The organism is Aureimonas endophytica, assembly GCF_014642635.1.
Classification (GTDB): Bacteria; Pseudomonadota; Alphaproteobacteria; order Rhizobiales; family Rhizobiaceae; genus Plantimonas; species Plantimonas endophytica.
In genome coordinates, this window is record NZ_BMIQ01000001.1 from 30675 (window position 1) to 47812 (window position 17138).

The 17138-nt window shown below is 67.9% G+C and carries 19 protein-coding genes; 10 read left to right on the forward strand and 9 right to left on the reverse strand.

The genetic code is table 11. The features are described 5' to 3' along the window. The gene (gene lptG, locus IEY14_RS00150; RefSeq protein ID WP_188906219.1) at positions 1-1077 is read right to left on the reverse strand and encodes an LPS export ABC transporter permease LptG; all 1077 of its coding nucleotides are present in this window, start codon (positions 1075-1077) and stop codon (positions 1-3) included. A gap of 3 nt (positions 1078-1080) precedes the next feature. Beyond that, entirely contained in the window at positions 1081-2256 is a 1176-nt protein-coding gene (locus IEY14_RS00155) for an LptF/LptG family permease (protein WP_188906220.1), read from the reverse strand. A gap of 269 nt (positions 2257-2525) precedes the next feature. Between IEY14_RS00155 and IEY14_RS00160 the strand changes: the two genes are divergently transcribed. Together IEY14_RS00160 and IEY14_RS00165 are read left to right on the forward strand one after the other, a co-directional pair. Next, complete coding sequence (locus IEY14_RS00160; RefSeq protein WP_188906221.1) at positions 2526-4031, forward strand: leucyl aminopeptidase; 1506 nt, start codon at positions 2526-2528, stop codon at positions 4029-4031. A gap of 10 nt (positions 4032-4041) precedes the next feature. Next, the gene (locus IEY14_RS00165; RefSeq protein ID WP_188906222.1) at positions 4042-4494 is read left to right on the forward strand and encodes a DNA polymerase III subunit chi; all 453 of its coding nucleotides are present in this window, start codon (positions 4042-4044) and stop codon (positions 4492-4494) included. Between the two features lie 3 nt (positions 4495-4497). Here IEY14_RS00165 and IEY14_RS00170 read toward each other — a convergent pair whose 3' ends face one another. Together IEY14_RS00170 and IEY14_RS00175 are read right to left on the reverse strand one after the other, a co-directional pair. Then, positions 4498-5376 (reverse strand): alpha/beta fold hydrolase, encoded by an 879-nt coding sequence (locus IEY14_RS00170; protein ID WP_188906223.1) that lies wholly within the window; start codon positions 5374-5376, stop codon positions 4498-4500. A gap of 108 nt (positions 5377-5484) precedes the next feature. Further along, entirely contained in the window at positions 5485-7365 is a 1881-nt protein-coding gene (locus IEY14_RS00175) for an ABC-F family ATP-binding cassette domain-containing protein (protein ID WP_188906224.1), read from the reverse strand. Positions 7366-7475: 110 nt separating this feature from the next. Between IEY14_RS00175 and IEY14_RS00180 the strand changes: the two genes are divergently transcribed. Both IEY14_RS00180 and vapC read left to right on the forward strand, forming a co-directional pair. Beyond that, positions 7476-7673, forward strand: coding sequence for a type II toxin-antitoxin system VapB family antitoxin (locus IEY14_RS00180; RefSeq protein ID WP_188906225.1), 198 nt, complete (start codon positions 7476-7478; stop codon positions 7671-7673). After that, the gene (gene vapC, locus IEY14_RS00185; protein WP_188906226.1) at positions 7670-8068 is read left to right on the forward strand and encodes a type II toxin-antitoxin system VapC family toxin; all 399 of its coding nucleotides are present in this window, start codon (positions 7670-7672) and stop codon (positions 8066-8068) included. Before IEY14_RS00180 ends, vapC begins: the two co-directional genes overlap by 4 nt. Here the strand turns inward: vapC and IEY14_RS00190 are convergent. After that, positions 8056-8583, reverse strand: a complete 528-nt coding sequence (locus IEY14_RS00190) for a DinB family protein (RefSeq protein WP_188906227.1) — start codon at positions 8581-8583, stop codon at positions 8056-8058. The genes vapC and IEY14_RS00190 overlap by 13 nt on opposite strands. Positions 8584-8757: 174 nt before the next feature. On the opposite strand from IEY14_RS00190, the gene ndk reads away from it, so the two are divergent. From ndk to IEY14_RS00215, 5 genes are all read left to right on the forward strand, one after another. Continuing rightward, positions 8758-9180: a nucleoside-diphosphate kinase gene (ndk, locus tag IEY14_RS00195; RefSeq protein WP_188906228.1), complete on the forward strand. Its 423-nt coding sequence runs from the start codon at positions 8758-8760 to the stop codon at positions 9178-9180. 203 nt (positions 9181-9383) lie between these two features. Then, positions 9384-11444, forward strand: coding sequence for an excinuclease ABC subunit UvrC (uvrC, locus tag IEY14_RS00200; RefSeq protein WP_188906229.1), 2061 nt, complete (start codon positions 9384-9386; stop codon positions 11442-11444). Positions 11445-11533: 89 nt separating this feature from the next. Beyond that, on the forward strand, positions 11534-12115 hold the full coding sequence (gene pgsA / locus IEY14_RS00205; RefSeq protein ID WP_188906230.1) for a CDP-diacylglycerol--glycerol-3-phosphate 3-phosphatidyltransferase: 582 nt from the start codon (positions 11534-11536) through the stop codon (positions 12113-12115). Between the two features lie 4 nt (positions 12116-12119). After that, positions 12120-12410 (forward strand): molybdopterin converting factor subunit 1, encoded by a 291-nt coding sequence (gene moaD, locus IEY14_RS00210; protein WP_188906231.1) that lies wholly within the window; start codon positions 12120-12122, stop codon positions 12408-12410. A gap of 5 nt (positions 12411-12415) precedes the next feature. Then, the gene (locus IEY14_RS00215; protein ID WP_188906232.1) at positions 12416-12880 is read left to right on the forward strand and encodes a molybdenum cofactor biosynthesis protein MoaE; all 465 of its coding nucleotides are present in this window, start codon (positions 12416-12418) and stop codon (positions 12878-12880) included. Positions 12881-12958: 78 nt separating this feature from the next. On the opposite strand, the gene IEY14_RS00220 is transcribed toward IEY14_RS00215, so the two are convergent. The 4 genes from IEY14_RS00220 to IEY14_RS00235 all read right to left on the reverse strand — a co-directional run bounded on the left by IEY14_RS00220 (position 12959) and on the right by IEY14_RS00235 (position 15809). After that, the gene (locus IEY14_RS00220) at positions 12959-13735 is read right to left on the reverse strand and encodes a P-loop NTPase family protein (RefSeq protein WP_244639236.1); all 777 of its coding nucleotides are present in this window, start codon (positions 13733-13735) and stop codon (positions 12959-12961) included. Between the two features lie 127 nt (positions 13736-13862). Beyond that, on the reverse strand, positions 13863-14459 hold the full coding sequence (locus IEY14_RS00225) for a glutathione S-transferase family protein (protein WP_188906233.1): 597 nt from the start codon (positions 14457-14459) through the stop codon (positions 13863-13865). A 5-nt stretch (positions 14460-14464) separates the two neighbouring features. Beyond that, entirely contained in the window at positions 14465-14914 is a 450-nt protein-coding gene (locus IEY14_RS00230; RefSeq protein WP_188906234.1) for a hypothetical protein, read from the reverse strand. Positions 14915-14972: 58 nt separating this feature from the next. Further along, complete coding sequence (locus tag IEY14_RS00235) at positions 14973-15809, reverse strand: 23S rRNA (adenine(2030)-N(6))-methyltransferase RlmJ (RefSeq protein WP_188906235.1); 837 nt, start codon at positions 15807-15809, stop codon at positions 14973-14975. A 122-nt stretch (positions 15810-15931) separates the two neighbouring features. On the opposite strand from IEY14_RS00235, the gene IEY14_RS00240 reads away from it, so the two are divergent. Further along, on the forward strand, positions 15932-17044 hold the full coding sequence (locus IEY14_RS00240; protein WP_188906236.1) for an alkene reductase: 1113 nt from the start codon (positions 15932-15934) through the stop codon (positions 17042-17044). Positions 17045-17138 lie beyond the last annotated feature (94 nt).

A 17138-nucleotide genomic window follows, 5' to 3' on the forward strand; every position in this document is an offset into this window, starting at 1 on the left:
CTAACCGTCCTCCTGGTGCAGCAGGATCGTCACCCCAAACAACCCTGCCGCGACAACCGGGAACCACGCCGCGACGACCGGCGGAACCACCGAATTGCTTCCCAGCGCCTGCGCCAGGAATGTCACGACATAAAGCACGAATCCGGCGGCGACGCCGCCGAAAATCGTCCTACCAGACTGGCCGGTTCGGGCAAACCGGACAGCGACCGTCGCGGCGACCAGCGTCATGGCGACGAACAAGGCCGGCTTGGCGATCAAGGTATTGAAATGCATCGCGAATGCCTGGGCGTTATAGCCAAGGCTGCGGGCGATCTCGATCTTCGAATAGAGATCCCAGATGGGGATCGCCTGTGGATCGGCGAGGCGCTGCTCGACGAATTCGGGCCGGAGCGATGTCGGCAGGCGCAGGCTGTCGACCCGATGCGGCGTTTCGCCGATCTCGGTCACGGTCGGCGTGTCGAGGATCCAGGCGCCCGGCTCCAGCCGCGCCTTCGGGGCGTCGACCCGCTCCTTGACCTTGCCCTCGCCGTCCATCACGAAGGCGGTGACGCCGCCGAGCGTCAGCCCGTGATCCGACACGGCCTTGGCGCCGATGATCGAATCGACCCCCTCGCTGTTCTGGCGCAGCCAGGGCGCGAGCCGCGTCTCGGTCGGCGCCTTGCCGGCGAGGCTGGTCTCGATCTGGTTGGACAGCGCCTGCGTATAGGCCGCCAGCGGATTGTAGAGGAGCGTCGCGGCTATGCCGAGCAGCACCGATCCGACGAGGAAGGGCCGCAGGATCTGCCAGACCGACACGCCCGCCGCCCGCGCCACCACGAGCTCATAGCGGCGGTTGAGCGTGATCAGCGTGAAGACCGAGGCGAAGAGCACGACGAAGGGAAAGGCCTGCTCGACGAAGGACGGCACGCGCAACGCCGACATGACGGCGACGAGCGTGAAGGGCACCTCGTCGAACTTGCCGCGCCGCGACAGTTCGATGACGTCGATCAGATAGACGAGGCCGAAGATGGCGACGAGCGTCGAGAAGAAGTTCGACAGATAGCGTCGCAGGAAGTAGCGGCTCAGCGTCCCGGCCATGGCTCAGCGTGCTCCGCTATGGGCCGGATCGCGGCGGAACAGCTGGCCGATCCAGCGCAGGCCGTCGCCGAGGCCCGTCAGCAGGCGCGAGCCCGCGACATCGACATCCGCCCAGAGGAAGACGGCGCTGGAGGCGATGGAGGCGAGCGGCAGCAGATAGGCGAGGATCTGGTAGGACGTGTCGTGGTCGATCAGCGCCAGCACGACGAAGCTCAGCGCCTTGAGACCGAGCGCGCCGGAGAGGCCGAGCGCCATGGCCGGGCCGGCACCCTGGCGGTTTGTCCGCGGACGGCCGGCGACGACCAGCGCCCAGAGGGCGAAGGCCAGCGGATAGAGCCAGTCGGAGAAGCGTTGCGTCAGTTCCTTCGCGAAGGCGGACGGGTTGTTCTGCACCGACTTGTCGGTCGCGTCGGCGCGCAGGAGGTCGAGGGTCGAGCGTTCGGAATTGCGGATCCAGTCGCCGTCCCCTTCCGGGCGCAGCGTCGCCAGATCGAAGGCATAGGTCTGGAACTGGATGACCGAGATCGCGCCGTCGGCGACGGTGCGGCGGTGCACCTGGCCGTCGCGCAGCAGGAGATAGCTGTCGTCGTCCCGCTCGGCGATCTGCGCTTCCTTGGCGAAATAGGCGAGGTCGGTCGTCGGGTCGCGCTGATCGGAGATGAAGAGATTGGAGATGGTCGAGCCGCGCACGTCGCCGACGCCGACCACGAACTTGTCCTGGATCTCCTCGAAGCGCCCCGGCGTGAGGAAGAGCGTGATCGCGTCGGCGTTCACGGCGCGCAGGCCGTTGAAGAAGGCGCCCTGCGCCATCGGCCCGATCAGATGCGAGATGACGAGGATCAACGCGGCGCCGGAAAGGCCGAGCGCGACGATCGGCCGGATGACGACGCTGTTGCGCGCCCCGGAGGCGGCGATCACGGCGCGTTCGGAATCGGCGTTCAGCGAGTTCAGCGCCTGGACCGCGCCGATCACCACGGCGAAGGGCACGACGCCGGCGAGAAGGTTCGGGATCAGCATCGTCGCGATCCAGAACATGTTGCCGGCCGCCGATGCGCTGGAGCGCACGATGTCGACGCGCTGCAGCGCCTGGACGATCCACACGATGAGGACGAGCGAGCCGAGGGAACCCAACGAAAAGGTGAGGGCCCTTCGGAAGATGTAGCGCTCGAGAAGGCTCATTGAGTTGTTGTCGTCTTCTCGAAACGCCGGTGGGCAGCCCAACGCGACGCCGGGCCAGCCTCCCGCCGATGCTCGCCCCGTTTGGCTAAGAAAACGCAAACGAAGGCGGTTAACGGTTTCTTAACCGCAGACCGAACCCTTGCAAAGCGGTGCCCCGCATCCACCATTCGCATTGTGTCCTTTGCAACACGATTGCGGTTGTGCGACACCCGTGCCCCGACGCTCCGTCGAACGGGGCGGCCCGATCCGAGCCTTCGCCAGGAGTTCCGATGTCCGAACGTCCGACCGTCCGTTTCTCCGCCCTGGACGTGCCCTCCAGCGGCGTGCTGGTGGTTCTCGCCGGCGAAAATGGCGCCGTTTCGGCCGCGCTGCCCGGCACGCTCGGCGAGACGCTCGCCCGCGCCGCCTCGAAGGCGAAGTTCAAGGGCAAGAGCCTCTCCACCCTGGAACTGATCGCCCCGGCCGGCACCGATCTCGACAAGATCCTTCTCGTCGGCACCAAGGCCGACAAGGCGCTCGGCGCGGAGGACTGGCTGAAGCTCGGCGGCACGATCGCCGCCAAGGCGAAGGGCGCCAGCGCCGTCACCGTGCTCTGCGCGGCGGAGGGCATCGAGATCAGCGCCGCCGAAGTCGCGGCGCTCGGCGCCGGCATCCAGCTGCGTGCCTATGCCTTCGATCGCTACAAGTCGAAGAAGGGCAAGGCGGCGGGCGAGGGCGAGGAGGAGGCCGAGGTTTCCGCCGCCTTCACGCTCGGCGTCGCCGATCAGGGCGCGGCCGAAGCGGCCTTCGCCGCGATGTCGGAGATCGTCTCCGGCGTGACGCTCGCCCGCGACCTCGTCAACGAGCCGGCCAACGTGCTCGGCCCCGTGGAATTCGCCGAGCGGATCGCCACGCTGTCGGCGCAGGGCGTCGATGTCGAGATCCTCGACGAGAAGAAGATGGCCGAACTGAAGATGCAGGCGCTGCTCGGCGTGGCGCAGGGCTCGCCCCGGCCGCCGCGCTTCGTCATCATGCGCTGGAACGGCCGCCCGGACGACGAGGCGCCCGTCGCCTTCATCGGCAAGGGCGTGGTCTTCGACACGGGCGGCGTGTCGATCAAGCCGGCGGCCGGCATGGAGGACATGAAGGGCGACATGGGCGGCGCCGCCGCCGTGGTCGGCCTGATGCGCGCGCTCGCCGGGCGCAAGGCGAAGGTGAACGCCATCGGCATCGTCGGTCTGGTGGAGAATGCCGTCGACGGCAACGCGCAGCGCCCGGGCGACATCGTCACCGCCATGTCCGGCACGACGATCGAGGTGCTGAACACCGACGCGGAAGGCCGCCTCGTGCTGGCCGACGCGCTCTGGTACTGCCAGGACCGCTTCAAGCCGAAATTCATGGTCAACCTCGCGACGCTGACCGGCGCCATCATCGTCGCGCTCGGCCATCACCATGCCGGTCTGTTCTCGAACAATGACGAACTGGCCGACCGCCTCCTCTCCGCCGGCCTCGAGACCGGCGAGAAGGTGTGGCGCATGCCGCTCGGCCCCGAATACGACAAGCAGATCGAAGGCAAGTTCGCCGACATCAAGAATATCGGCAACGGCCGCTCGGCCGGCTCGATCACGGCGGCGCAGTTCCTGCAGCGCTTCGTCAACGACGTGCCCTGGGCGCATCTCGATGTCGCCGGCACGGCCATGGGCTCGCCGTCGAACGAGTACAGCCAGTCCTGGGCCTCGGGCTATGGCGTGCGGCTGCTCGACCGGCTCGTCGCCGCGCATTACGAGACGCCGTGAGCCGAAGGCGGTGGCGGAAGTCCTCTTCTACCACCTGACCGAAAGCCGGCTGGAGGACGCGCTGCCGGAGCTTCTGGAGCGCAGCCTCCAGCGCGGCTGGCGCGCCGTCGTCCAGGCGGTGACGGAGGAGCGGCGCGACGCGCTCGACCATCATCTCTGGGTGTTCCGCGACGAGTCCTTCCTGCCGCACGGCACGGATGCGGAAGCGGGCGGCCACCGTCAGCCGATCCTCCTCACCATCGATCCGGCGCAAGGGGCGAACGACCCGCAGATCCGCTTCATGGTGGAGGGCGCCGTGCCGGCCGATCTCGCCCCTTACGTCCGGGGCGTCTATCTCTTCGACGGACATGACGACAGCCAGCTCGCCACGGCGCGCGCCCGCTGGAAGGCGGAGAAGCAGGCCGGCCACGACGTCACCTATTGGCAGCAGTCCGAGGACCGCCGCTGGCTCAAGAAGGCCTGAGCGTCAGCCCGGCGTCTTCTGCGGAACCGGCCCGGCGACGATCGTGGAGAACGGTGCCGCCCGGTCGCCATCCGCCTCCGGGGCCGAGCCGTTCGGATCGTCGACGAAATCGAGCACCGCCTTGGCATAGCCGGCCGGGTCCTCGATCGGCGCCGAATGGCCGACATTCGGCAGGATCGTCAGCTTCGCGCCGGGGATGGTGTCGGCGAGGAAGATCGTGTGTTCCAGGCTGATCGCCTCGTCATGCTCGCCGATCGCCACCATGGTCGGCACGGTGATCGAGGCGAGGTCCTCTTCGGTGAAGTTCGGCTCGTTCGCCCAGAGCGCGTGGATCTCCTGCGTCACGTCGTCGTAATGGCGAAGCGCCGGCAGATCGCCGGCGGCGACGAGCGCCGCATAGGCGAGCGCGCCGTCCGGCGTCGCGTTCGCCGCCTGGATGAACATGCGCGTCAGGCGCTCGGGGTGCCGGAGCGCGATGTCGAGCCCGATGATGCCGCCGTCGCTCCAGCCGACCAGCGCCACCTTATCGACCTTCAGCGTGTCGAGAAGGGCCAGGTAGTCGTCGGCCATCAGCTCGTAGGTGATCGGCTCGTCGTCGCGCGTCGAGCGGCCCTGGCCGCGGCTGTCGGCGACGATCACCTTATGGTTCTTCGCCAGCACCGGGATCTGCTTGCGCCAGACATCGGCATCCGACAACCCGCCGGGAATGAGGAGAAGCGGCGAGCCCTGACCATAGACCTGATAGAACAGGGAAATGCCGTCCACCTGGGCGAAGCCGGAATCCTTCGGCTTCGGGACGGCGCGCTGATAGGCGGACGCGGAGGCGGCGAAGAGAGCGACGGTGCCGAGCGCGGCCGCGAGCATCGCCATCCTGCCGCGCATCTTGAACCTCCGAACCGTTTACGAAGGATTTATGTATCCGACTGACAAATCGCGGCAAGCGCCGCGATTCACACGAAATCGCGAGTTCACGGCAAATCGCGGAGGGACCTAACCGAGTGCCGCCTCGTGCTCCTGCGACAAGGCGAGCCAGCGTTCCTCGGCCTCGCCGAGTTCGCGCCCCGCCGCCTCGCGCTCGCGCGCCATCTCGCCGGCCCGCTTCGGGTCCTTCTCGAAGAAGCCGGGCGCCGCCATCTTGGCGTCGAAGGCGGCGATGGCGGTCTGGAGCTTCGCCATCCGCGCTTCCAGCGTCCGGATTTCCTTCTGGATCGGGCCGAGCGCGATGCGCTTCGGGGCGGGCGCCGGCGCGGCCTCGCGCGGCTTCGCCTTATCCTCGGCCGGCTCCTTGTCCTTCTTGCCGCCGCGTCGGGCGGCGAGGACGAGCTGCTTGTATTCCTCCAGATCGCCATCGAATTTCGACACGGTGCCGTTGGCGACGATCCACAGGCGATCGACGGTCGCCTCGACGATATGGCGGTCGTGGCTGATTAGGATCACCGCGCCGGGATAGTCGTTCAGCGCCCGGATCAGCGCCTCGCGCGAATCGATGTCGAGATGGTTCGTCGGCTCGTCGAGGATCAGGAGATCCGGCTCGCCGAAGGTCGCGAGACCCATCAGGAGCCGCGCCTTCTCGCCGCCGGACAGCGCGTCGGCCTTGGTGTCCATCTTCGCGGTCGGCAGGCCCATGCGGGCGACCTTGGCGCGCACCTTGGCTTCCGGCGCGTCGGGCATCAGCCGGCGCACATGCTCGACGGCGCTCTCGTCCGGTCGCAGGTCGTCGATCTGGTGCTGCGCGAAGAAGGCGACCTTGAGGCCCGGCGCCTTGATCGTCTCGCCGGAACGCGCCGTGAGGCGCTCGGCCAGCAGCTTGGCGAAGGTCGACTTGCCGTTGCCATTGGCGCCGAGAAGCGCGATGCGGTCGTCGGTGTCGATCCGCACCGTCACGCGCTTCAGGATCGGCGGCGCCTCGCCATAGCCGACGGCGACGTCGTCCATGCGCACGATCGGCGAGGCCGGGCGCCGGGTGGAGGCATCGAAGGCGAAGGGCGCCACGTGATCCTCGATCACCGAGGCGAGGGGCTTCATCCGCTCCAGCGCCTTCAGGCGGCTTTGCGCCTGCCGGGCTTTGGTGGCCTTGGCGCGGAAGCGCTCGACGAAGGCCTCCATATGCTTGCGCTCGGCATCCTGCTTGGCCTTGGCCTTCTGCAGAAGCTCCATCTTCTCGGCGCGCTGGCGCTCGAAGCTGTCGTAATCGCCGCGATAATAGACGAGCTTCTGCTGGTCGAGATGGATGATCGAGTTGACCGCGTTGTTGAGGACGTCGCGGTCGTGGCTGATGACGATCACCGTATGGGGATAGCGCGCGACGAAGGTCTCCAGCCAGAGCGTGCCTTCGAGATCGAGATAGTTGGTCGGCTCGTCGAGGAGCAGGAGGTCGGGCTGCGCGAAGAGCACGGCCGCCAGCGCGACGCGCATGCGCCAGCCGCCCGAGAAGGAGGAGACCGGCCGCGCCTGCGCCTCGGCGTCGAAGCCGAGGCCGGACAGGATCGCGGCGGCGCGCGCTTCGGCGGAATAGGCGTCGATATCGGACAGGCGGATATGGATGTCGGCGATGCGGCCGGGATCGGTCGCGGTGTCCGCCTCGGCCAGCAGGGCGAGCCGCTCGGTATCGGCGGCGAGCACGACGTCGAGCAGCGACTGTTCGGTGCCCGGCGCCTCCTGCAGCACCTGGCCGATCCGCATGCCCTTCGGCACCTGCACCGAGCCGGTCTCGGCGGCGAGATCGCCGGTGATGACGCGGAACAGCGTCGATTTGCCGGCGCCGTTGCGCCCGACGAGACCCGCCTTCGCCCCGTCCGGCAGGCTGAGGCTGGCATGGTCGATCAGAAGGCGCCCGGCGACACGCGCGGTCAGGTCGTTGATCTGCAGCATGCCGGGCTTTTCGCACGCGAAGGCCGGAGGGGAAAGGGCGTTTGTCGGCAGACAAAGTCTCGTCGGGTGATTATCTCTGTTCTACCAGCAAGCGAGGTTCGGAGCCGGCGATGGCGATCACGACCGTGGAAATCGACGAGAACCTTCTACGAGAAGCTATGGAACTGACGAACAGCGACGATGCGCGCCGTTTCATCGAGGAGCATCTTCAGACCCTGGTGAAGCGCCGCATCGCGCAGCGCGAACTGATGAAGCTTCGCGGCAAGATCGAATGGGTCGGCGACCTGGATGAAATGCGGCGCGGGTGAGCGTTCTCATCGATACCTCGGCCTGGATCGATTATTTCAACCCGCGTGAGACGGCTGCGGCCGCGTCCGTGGCCCGCGCGCTTGCCGAGGACGATGTCGTTCTCGGCGACCTCGTGCTCGTGGAACTCTTGCAAGGCATCCGGCAGGATAGACAAGTCGGTCGCACGCTCGAAGAGCTTGGTCGACTCGAGCGCGCATCCTTGTGTGGTCCGGTGCTGGCGGAACTCGCTGCCGCGAACTACCGCCTCCTCCGCCGGAAAGGCCTCACCATTCGCGGCACGATCGACGTGATCATCGCCACCTGGTGCATCGCGAACCGGGTGGCGATCATCCACAACGACCGCGACCTCGCGGTGATGGAGCGCGAGCTCGGCCTCGTCGCCTATTCCGGCTGATCGCCTATTCCGAGGCCGCTCTCGCGTTGGAACAGCACGAGGTCGAGCGAGGGCGCGTCCCGGCCGAAGCCGGTGAGGAGCGCATGGGCCTGGCCGCGATGATGGGTCTGGTGGTTGAAGAGATGCGCCAGCACCGCCGCCACCGGCTGCTCGATCCGGCCGGGCTTCGTCAAAGGGCTGTAGGTGATCGTCGCCGCCAGCCGCGCCGCGTCGAGGCCGGCAACATAGGCGACGAGCCGCCGATCCTCGGCGAGGCGCGCCGCGCGCAACGGCTCGATCTCCGGGAAGAGCACCGCGTCGAGCCGGTCCGGCGCCTCGCCTTCGCCCCTCAGCCGCCGCAGCCAGATGCGGTCGGTGGCGAGGAGATGGTTGAGCGTGCCCATCATGGAGCGGAAGAAGAGGCCGCGATCCTCGATGAATTCCTCATGCGTCAGCCGCTCCGCCGCGTCGTAGAGACGGTCGTTCGCCCAGCCGTTATAGGCGGCGAGCATCGCGTAGATCGAGTGCGGGGACATGGCGGTCGTCTTTCCTGGGGCGGCGGGCGCTTCGCCCGACGGCCGGCGACGATAGCCGTGTGGCGCCGGCGGGCAAGCCTGCCGGGAGGCGAACCCGCGCGCGGCGCCCTTGCCGCCCGGAAAGCCTGCCGCTATGAGGGCGCGAAACCTCCAACCTCCTTAGGATTTCGCGGTATGGCGATCGAACGCACCTTCTCGATGATCAAGCCCGATGCGACGCGGCGCAACCTGACGGGGGCGATCACCAGGATCCTGGAAGAGTCCGGGCTCCGCGTCGTCGCTTCCAAGCGCGTGTGGATGAGCCGCCGCGAGGCCGAGGGCTTCTACGCCGTCCACAAGGAGCGTCCGTTCTTCGGCGAGCTGGTCGAGTCGATGTCCTCGGGCCCGACCATCGTCCAGGTGCTGGAAGGCGAGAACGCCATCGCCCGCAACCGCGAAGTGATGGGCGCCACCAATCCGAAGGACGCCGCCGAGGGCACGATCCGCAAGCTGCACGCCCTGTCGATCGGCGAGAACTCGGTGCATGGTTCCGACGCGCCGGAAACCGCCAAGCAGGAAATCGCCTACTGGTTCTCCGAGACCGAGATCGTCGGCTGATCGAAGCCCGACGCAACCGAGCTTTCGCGAAGCCGCCGCGCCCCGCCGGGCCGGCGGCTTCGTCGCGTTTCGCCGCAGGACCGCGGGACCGGCCGCGCTGGCAATCCGATTCCCCGGACATTAGATTCCGTCCCGGCGGCACTCGGCCGCGAAGCTTCCGCGCGGGCCGCCGCGCCGGACGAGACCTCTAGGCCATTCCACGCATGACGAGCGACGACGAGATCTTCGACGAGATCGATTCCGAGGAGGACGGTGCGGAGGATCTCGACGGGCAGGACACCGGAGAGGAGGGGGCCGGCGACAGCGCGGCGCTTCTCGCCGCCATCGACTGGGATGCCGCCGGCCTCGTCGCCGAGGACGGGCTCGAAGGCGTCGACGTCATCATCGCGGCGGTGAAGCGCCTGCCGAACGATCCCGGCGTCTACCGCATGTTCGGCAAGGCGGGCGAGGTTCTCTACGTCGGCAAGGCGCGCAGCCTGAAGAAGCGCGTCACCAGCTATACGCGGCTCGCCGGCCATACGAACCGCATCATGCGGATGATCCGCGAGACGCGGGCGATGGAATTCGTCACGACGCGCACCGAGACGGAAGCGCTGCTGCTCGAGGCCAATCTCATCAAGCGCTTGCGTCCGCGCTTCAACGTCCTGATGCGGGACGACAAGTCCTTTCCCTATATCCTGATCGGCGACGACCACGAGGCGCCGGCCATCGTGAAGCATCGCGGCGCGCGCTCGCGCAAGGGCAGCTTCTTCGGCCCCTTCGCTTCGGCCGGCGCCGTCACGCGCACCATCAACTCGCTGCAGCGCGCCTTCCTGCTGCGCACCTGCACCGATTCCGTCTACGAGACGCGGACGCGGCCCTGCCTTCTCTACCAGATCAAGCGCTGTTCCGGCCCCTGCACGCGCGAGGTCGCCCTGGAGGACTATCGCGCGCTGGTCGGCGAGGCGAAGGGCTTTCTGTCCGGCCGCTCGAACCAGATCAAGCAGGGGCTCGCCGCCGCGATGCAGGAGGCCTCGGAAGAACTCGATTTCGAGCGTGCCGCCGTTCTGCGCGACCGTCTGTCGGCGCTCGCCCATATCACCAGCCATCAGGGCATCAATCCGCAGGGCGTCGAGGAGGCGGATGTCTTCGCCATCCATTGCGAGGGCGGCCTCACCTGTATCCAGGTCTTCTTCTTCCGCACCGGGCAGAACTGGGGCAACCGCGCCTATTTCCCGCGTGCCGACACCTCGCTGGAGCCGGCGGAGGTGCTGGGCGCCTTCATGGCGCAGTTCTATGACGACAAGCCCGTGCCGCGCCTCGTGCTCGGCTCGCTGGATTTCGAGGACCGGGAGCTTCTCGCCGAGGCTCTCTCGGTAAAGGCGGGGCGGAAGGTGCAGGTGGCGGTGCCGGCGCGCGGCGAGAAGCGCGACCTCGTCGACCATGCCCTCGCCAATGCGCGGGAAGCGCTCGGCCGGCGCCTCGCCGAGACCTCGTCGCAGGCGCGGCTCCTTGCCGGCCTCGCCGAGACCTTCGGCCTGCCCGCGCCGCCGCGCCGGATCGAGATCTACGACAATTCGCATATCTCGGGCACCAACGCGGTGGGCGCCATGGTCGTCGCCGGGCCGCAGGGCTTTGCCAAGAATCACTATCGCAAGTTCAACATCAAGGGCACCGACATCACCCCGGGCGACGATTTCGGCATGATGCGCGAGGTGATGACCCGCCGCTTCTCGCGCCTCGTGAAGGAACATGGCGAGCGTCCGCCGCTCGTCCCGGCCGCGCCGGAAGGCGAGGAGGCGGAGGAGGCGCTGCAGGCCGAGATGCCGGCCTGGCCGGACCTCGTCTTCATCGACGGCGGCAAGGGGCAGATCTCGGCGGTGCGCGCCATCCTGGACGAACTCGGCATCGCGGAGAGCGTCACGACGATCGGCATCGCCAAGGGCGTCGACCGCGATGCCGGACGCGAGCGCTTCATCGTCGCCGGGCGCGAGCCCTTCTTGCTGCCGCCGCGCGATCCCGTGCTCTATTTCGTCCAGCGCCTGCGCGACGAGGCGCATCGCTTCGCCATCGGCTCGCACCGCGCCCGGCGCAAGAAGGAGCTGACGAAGAACCCGCTGGACGAGATCAGCGGCATCGGCCCGTCGAGGAAGCGCGCGCTGCTCCATCACTTCGGCACGGCCAAGGCGGTGTCGCGCGCCGGGCTCGGCGATCTCCAGAAGGTGGAGGGAATCTCGGCTGCGACGGCGCAGCTCGTCTACGACCATTTCCACGAACGGAGCTAGCGGCGAGCTTATTTCCGCAAGGCCGTTGCTTTTCGCTTCGCCGAAGGATTGAAGGAAGGGCGCCGTAGACGTCCTGTACCGAATTCGCGATGGCCTCTCGCTCGTTCAATCTCCCCAATCTCCTCACCTATGCCCGGATCCTCGCGGTGCCGCTGCTCGTGGCCTGCTTCTTCTGGGGAGGGAAGTTCGATGCGAACGACAATGCCCGCTGGTGGGCGCTGGCGATCTTCGTCATCGCCAGCGTCACCGACTTCTTCGACGGCTATCTGGCGCGCGCCTGGCAGCAGACCTCGACCATCGGGCGCATGCTCGATCCGATCGCCGACAAGCTGCTGGTGGCCGCCTGCCTGTTGCTCCTCGCGGCCGGCGAGACGATCAAGGGCTGGTCGCTCTGGGCCGCCATCGTCATCCTCTGCCGCGAGATCCTCGTCTCGGGCCTGCGCGAATATCTGGCGGAGCTGAAGGTCAGCGTGCCGGTGACGAAGCTCGCCAAATGGAAGACGACGATCCAGATGGTCGCCGTCGCCTTTCTGCTGGCCGGCCCTGCCGGCGACAAGCTGGTGCCCTACATGACGGAGGTCGGCATCGTCTTCCTCTGGGTGTCGGCGTTGGTCACGCTCTATACCGGCTACGACTATTTCCGGGCCGGCCTGCGCCATATCGCGGATTGAGGCGATGCCCGGCATCGGGGCGCCGGAACTGCGGGAGAGTCTTGTGAAGCTCGTTTATTTCGCCTGGGTGCGCGAACGGGTCGGCCTCGACGAGGAGATGGTGCAATTGCCGGCGGGCGTCGTCACCGTCGCCGATCTCCTCCACTGGCTGAAGGGGCGCGGCGCCAATTACGAGGCGGCGCTCCAGGCGCCCGAATCGATCCGCGTCGCGATCGACCAGGAACATGTCGATCATTCCGAGCCGCTGGCGGGCGCGAGCGAGATCGCGATCTTTCCGCCGATGACGGGCGGCTGATCGCCTTGACCGCCGAACCGCGCATCCGCGTCGCCGCCGCCCGCATCGATATCGGCGCCGAGATCCGGCGCCTGGAAGGCGGCGGCCGGATCGGCGCGCTCGTCACCTTCGTCGGCTATTGCCGCGACGAGGGCGGGCGGCTGAAGGCGCTGGAGCTCGAACACTATCCCGGCATGGCGGATCGCGAGCTCGGCCGCCTCGCGGCGGAGGCGGGAACGCGCTTCGGCCTCGGCGGCGTGACGGTGGTCCACCGCTTCGGCCTGATCGTCCCCGGCGAGGAGATCGTCTTCGTCGGCGCGAGCGCGCCGCATCGCGGCGCCGCCTTCGAGGGCGCGGCCTTCCTCATGGACTATCTGAAGTCAGAGGCACCCTTCTGGAAGCGCGAGCATCTGGCGGATGGCACGCTCGGTGGCTGGGTGGATGCCAAGGCCTCCGATTCGGCCGCCATGGACCGCTGGCATCGGCTCTAGGAGGCTGTCGGGAAAGTCCCCGTCGGGATCCGGTTCGGGGGCTTGCCGGACAGCCTCGCGGCGGCCGGGAGCGGGGGCTCAGGCGGCGAAGCGCCGGTCGATCGAGACGGCCTGGGCCGTGCGCTGGGCGAGCTTGGCCCCCGCCGATTGCAGCGCGTCGAGCTCGGTCGCGAGGGCGATCGCCTCTTCCTGCGCCTTCAGGAGCCCGGGCGCCTCTTCCTCGTCGAGCGTGAAGATCGTGCCGCCATACATGAACGGCGCCTCGTAGGCCGCGCGCTGCGACAGGCCGATCGGCAGGCGCTCGGTCGGGCGGCTGTCGAGATGCATCTCGACCGCGCGCGCGATCCGGCTCGGGATCTGCGTCACCGCCGTCGCGACGAAGGCGTGGCGCGTCGAATTGCTACGATTGCCGGAGGTGAGGAACTGGTCCGTCGCGGCGGCGGCGAAGGCGGAGAGCGGCGAAAAGCGCACCGGCACCAGCACCGTATCGGCGAGCCGCGCCCCGGTGCGCAGCATGTCGAGCGTCCGGCCGGCATCGATCACCACCAGCGCCCGGCGGTCGATGCCTTCCTGCACCAGCGATTCGAGGCGCACCGGCTTCTCGCAATAGGCGACTTCGATGCGGGCCGGCTGGCCGATCTTATTGCTCCAGGCGACGAGATCCTTGTCCGGCGCGCCGTCGATCAGCATCACCGGCAGTCCCGCCGCGGCGGCGGCGGAGGCGAGCGTCAAGGCGAGGGTGGTCGTGCCGCCGCTCTTCACCGAGCCGACGGAAATGACCGGCAGGTTCGCCTCCCGCCCGCGCCGCAGGCGGCGGGACGCGAAGCTACGTGTTGTCGACGACGGAAGAGCCATCCATTCGATTCCCGAACTTGAGCCTGGGCTGTTCAGGAATTTTTAACTTCCAGCATGGTGCGGAGCTTACCCCCGCTGGAATTTAGCTGGCTGAGCGAGGGTAAAACGCGGATGTGATCGATCGGGATCAGAGACGGGGCTTCACCGCGTCGAGGGCCGGGAAGGCGGCGAAGAAATCCGCGTTCCACTGCCGCAACCGGGGATGGGCCGCCTCCCATTTGCCGGCGAATCGCAGGTCGAGCCAGCTCGTCAGCGCGGCGACGGAAAGATGGCCGATCGTCGGCCGCGCGGGAACCTCGCCGATCTCGGCTTCGAGGATCGCCAGACCCCGTAGCGCCTTGCGCCACTGGCGGTCGGTCCAGGGCGCGTGATGCTTCTCCTCCGGCCGGAAGCGGCCTTCGTAGAGCACGAGGATGGCGGCATCGAGCACCCCGTCCGCCGTCGCCTCGAGACGCTTCGCCTCGCGCCATTCGGCGTCGCCCTGCGGCACGATCGGGTTGCCGAAGGTGCGGTCGAGATATTCGCAGATCACGCGGCTGTCGTAGAGCGCCGTGCCGTCGTCGAGGATCAGGACGGGAATCTTGCCGAGCGGATTGGCCGAGGTCAGTTCCTCCGGCTCGGCCCCGGTGTCGACCGCGACCTTTTCCACACCGATGTCGCAGAGGACGGCCGCCATCCGCGCCTTCGCCGAATAGGGCGAGGCGGGCATCGAAAGGAGGCGCATCGGGATCAGAACCGGCGCAGCGAGGAACAGTTGGCGCCGTAGATGTTCCAGTCGTCGAGGCCGAGCACGCAGCCCTCCGCCTTCCAGCCGAAGGAGGCGTAGCCGAGCGGATAGGAGACGCGATAATAGACCGTGTGCCGCTGCTGGTTCGAAAGAAGCACGCTGCCCTGGCAGTAGCGGCGCTCGACCGAGGCATTGTCGGTGCGCGGCAGATAGGCCTTCTCGGTGAGATTCGAGAATTCGGCGATCGTCACGTCGCTCTGCAGCATGTGCGGCGCGCCGTATTCGAACTGGTCCTCGACCTGGCCGAGAACGCGCGGATCCTCGCAGGAGGGCACGAGCCCGACGACGACCTGAGCCGGCGGCGCCTCGCGCTCGATATAGTCGGCCGCGTTGGCGGCGAACGGCGCCGCGACGAGCGAGGCGGCGAGGACCAGACTTTCCACGATACGCATCGCGTCACGGCTCCGGGGAGGCTGCCGCGCGGGCCGCGCGGCGTGTCGAATCAAGGTTCTAGGGCCGCTCGGATGCGATCGCAACGACGCGCGAGCTTGCGCCGCCGCTTTTTCCGAGAGGCTGTTCCAGAATTGCCATGATGGCGGCTGCCTCTTGCGCAAAGGTAAAGGGCGGGTTCACCACGGCGAGGCCGGTGCCGATCAGCCGATCCTCGGCGCCGGGCGGCTCGCGCAGGAATTCCGCCGCGACGATGTCGGGAATGCCGGTCGCCGCCAGCGCGGCGTGCAGCCGGTCGCGCTCGGCGGCGCGCTTGATCGGATACCAGATCGCGTAGATGCCGCCCGGCCAGCGGCGATGCGCCGCCGCGAGGCCGGCGGCGATGCTGGCGATCTCGTCCTTCGCCTCGAAGGGCGGATCGATCAGCACGAGGCCGCGCTTCTCCTTCGGCGGCAGATGGGCGCCGAGCGCCAGCCAGCCGTCCAGCGCGAAGGTCTTCACCTGCACGTCGCCGGCAAAGAGCGCGGCGAGGCGCTCGGCATCGACCGGATGAAGCTCGTAGGCGGAGAGCCGGTCCTGGCGGCGCAGGAGGCGCCGCGCGATGAGGGGCGAGCCGGGATAGGCTCCCGGCCCGTCGACCGACACGGCGTCGAGATAGGCGGCGAGCGCAGCGGCCTCAGCGGCCGGCGAGGCGCGCAGCGCGTCGATGCCCGCCAGATGCTCGCCGGTGCGGCGCGCCTCCTCCGAGGACAGGTCGTAGAGGCCGATGCCGGCATGCGTGTCGATGACGCGGAACGGCTTCTCCTTGCGCTTCAGATAAGCGACGATGGCGACGAGGAGGGCGTGCTTCACGACATCGGCGAAGTTGCCGGCGTGAAAGGCGTGGCGATAGTTCAAGCGTCCTTCCTTTGGAAACGATGCGTTCGCGGCGGCGTTCGCTGCAATGCGGAACATTGTTCCTATGTAAGCGCGGCATCGCCGCCAAGCGGCGCGATGCGGAATGCAGCCCAGGAGACAGCATGGCCCCCTCGAAACTCTTCGAGCCCTTCGACCTCGGACCCCATCACCTGCGGAACCGCTTCGTGATGGCGCCGCTCACCCGCAGCCGCGCCACGTCCGACGGCGTGCCGAAGGACATCCATGTCGAATATTACCGCCAGCGCGCCGAAGCGGGCCTCATCATCGCCGAGGCGACCAACATCTCGGAAGAGGGGCGCGGCTATGCCTGGACGCCGGGCATCCATAGCGACGAGCAGGTGACGGCCTGGAAGAAGGTCACCGACGCCGTCCATGCCGAGGGCGGCAAGATCGTGCTCCAGCTCTGGCATGTCGGCCGCATCTCGCATCCCGATCTCCAGCCGAACCATGCCCTGCCGGTCGCGCCCTCGGCGGTGCGCCCGAGCGGCAAGGCCTTCACCGAGGAAGGCTTCAAGGACCACGAGACGCCGCGCGCCCTGGACGAGAGCGAGCTGCCGCGCCTCGTCCAGGACTATGTGAAGGCGACGCGCAACGCCCGGGCGGCGGGCTTCGACGCCGTCGAGGTCCATTCGGCCAATGGCTATCTCCTGGACCAGTTCCTGCGCGACGGCACCAATCAGCGCACCGACCGCTATGGCGGCTCGATCGAGAACCGCATGCGTTTTCCGCTGGAGGTGGTCGATGCCGTGGTCGGGGCCTGGGACAAGGAACATGTCGGCATCCGCATCTCGCCCGTTACCGTGATGGGCGGCTCCAGCGAGAGCGACCAGCAGGGCGTCTTCAACGCCTATGTCGAGGAACTGGCGAAGCGGGGCCTGCTCTATCTCCACGTCATCGAGGGCCAGACCCAGGGCGACCGGCAGAAGGACGGCTTCGACTACGAGGCGCTGCGCCAGCGCTTCGGCGGGGCCTATATCGGCAACAACGAATACGATCTCGATCTCGCGGTGCGGCGCCTCGAAGCGGGCGAGATCGATCTCGCCTGTTTCGGCCGGCCCTTCATCGCCAATCCCGATCTCGTGACGCGCCTGCGCCTCGGCGCGCCGCTGAATGAGATCGACCGCGACACGCTCTATGGCGGCGACGCGCGCGGCTATATCGACTATCCGGCGCTCTCCCCGGAGGAGAAGGCCCGCTACATGCAGGCCGCCTGAACCCGCGCGCCGGCCGGCGCGACCTCCGCCTCGGCCGGCGCTGATTCCTCCCATCGCGGAAATGAATTTTCCTGCGGGACGGGCAGGGCGTATA

Coding starts and splice junctions, on each gene's coding strand:
- pgsA (WP_188906230.1), top strand. CDS start 11,534: ATGGCCTCTCGCTCGTTCAATCTCCCCAATCTCCTCACCTATGCCCGG.
- IEY14_RS00180 (WP_188906225.1), top strand. CDS start 7,476: ATGGCGATCACGACCGTGGAAATCGACGAGAACCTTCTACGAGAAGCT.
- IEY14_RS00175 (WP_188906224.1), bottom strand. CDS start 7,365: ATGCTGCAGATCAACGACCTGACCGCGCGTGTCGCCGGGCGCCTTCTG.
- moaD (WP_188906231.1), top strand. CDS start 12,120: ATGCCCGGCATCGGGGCGCCGGAACTGCGGGAGAGTCTTGTGAAGCTC.
- IEY14_RS00220 (WP_244639236.1), bottom strand. CDS start 13,735: ATGGCTCTTCCGTCGTCGACAACACGTAGCTTCGCGTCCCGCCGCCTG.
- lptG (WP_188906219.1), bottom strand. CDS start 1,077: ATGGCCGGGACGCTGAGCCGCTACTTCCTGCGACGCTATCTGTCGAAC.
- IEY14_RS00230 (WP_188906234.1), bottom strand. CDS start 14,914: ATGCGTATCGTGGAAAGTCTGGTCCTCGCCGCCTCGCTCGTCGCGGCG.
- IEY14_RS00190 (WP_188906227.1), bottom strand. CDS start 8,583: ATGTCCCCGCACTCGATCTACGCGATGCTCGCCGCCTATAACGGCTGG.
- IEY14_RS00170 (WP_188906223.1), bottom strand. CDS start 5,376: ATGCGCGGCAGGATGGCGATGCTCGCGGCCGCGCTCGGCACCGTCGCT.
- IEY14_RS00225 (WP_188906233.1), bottom strand. CDS start 14,459: ATGCGCCTCCTTTCGATGCCCGCCTCGCCCTATTCGGCGAAGGCGCGG.
- ndk (WP_188906228.1), top strand. CDS start 8,758: ATGGCGATCGAACGCACCTTCTCGATGATCAAGCCCGATGCGACGCGG.
- IEY14_RS00160 (WP_188906221.1), top strand. CDS start 2,526: ATGTCCGAACGTCCGACCGTCCGTTTCTCCGCCCTGGACGTGCCCTCC.
- IEY14_RS00155 (WP_188906220.1), bottom strand. CDS start 2,256: ATGAGCCTTCTCGAGCGCTACATCTTCCGAAGGGCCCTCACCTTTTCG.
- IEY14_RS00240 (WP_188906236.1), top strand. CDS start 15,932: ATGGCCCCCTCGAAACTCTTCGAGCCCTTCGACCTCGGACCCCATCAC.
- uvrC (WP_188906229.1), top strand. CDS start 9,384: ATGACGAGCGACGACGAGATCTTCGACGAGATCGATTCCGAGGAGGAC.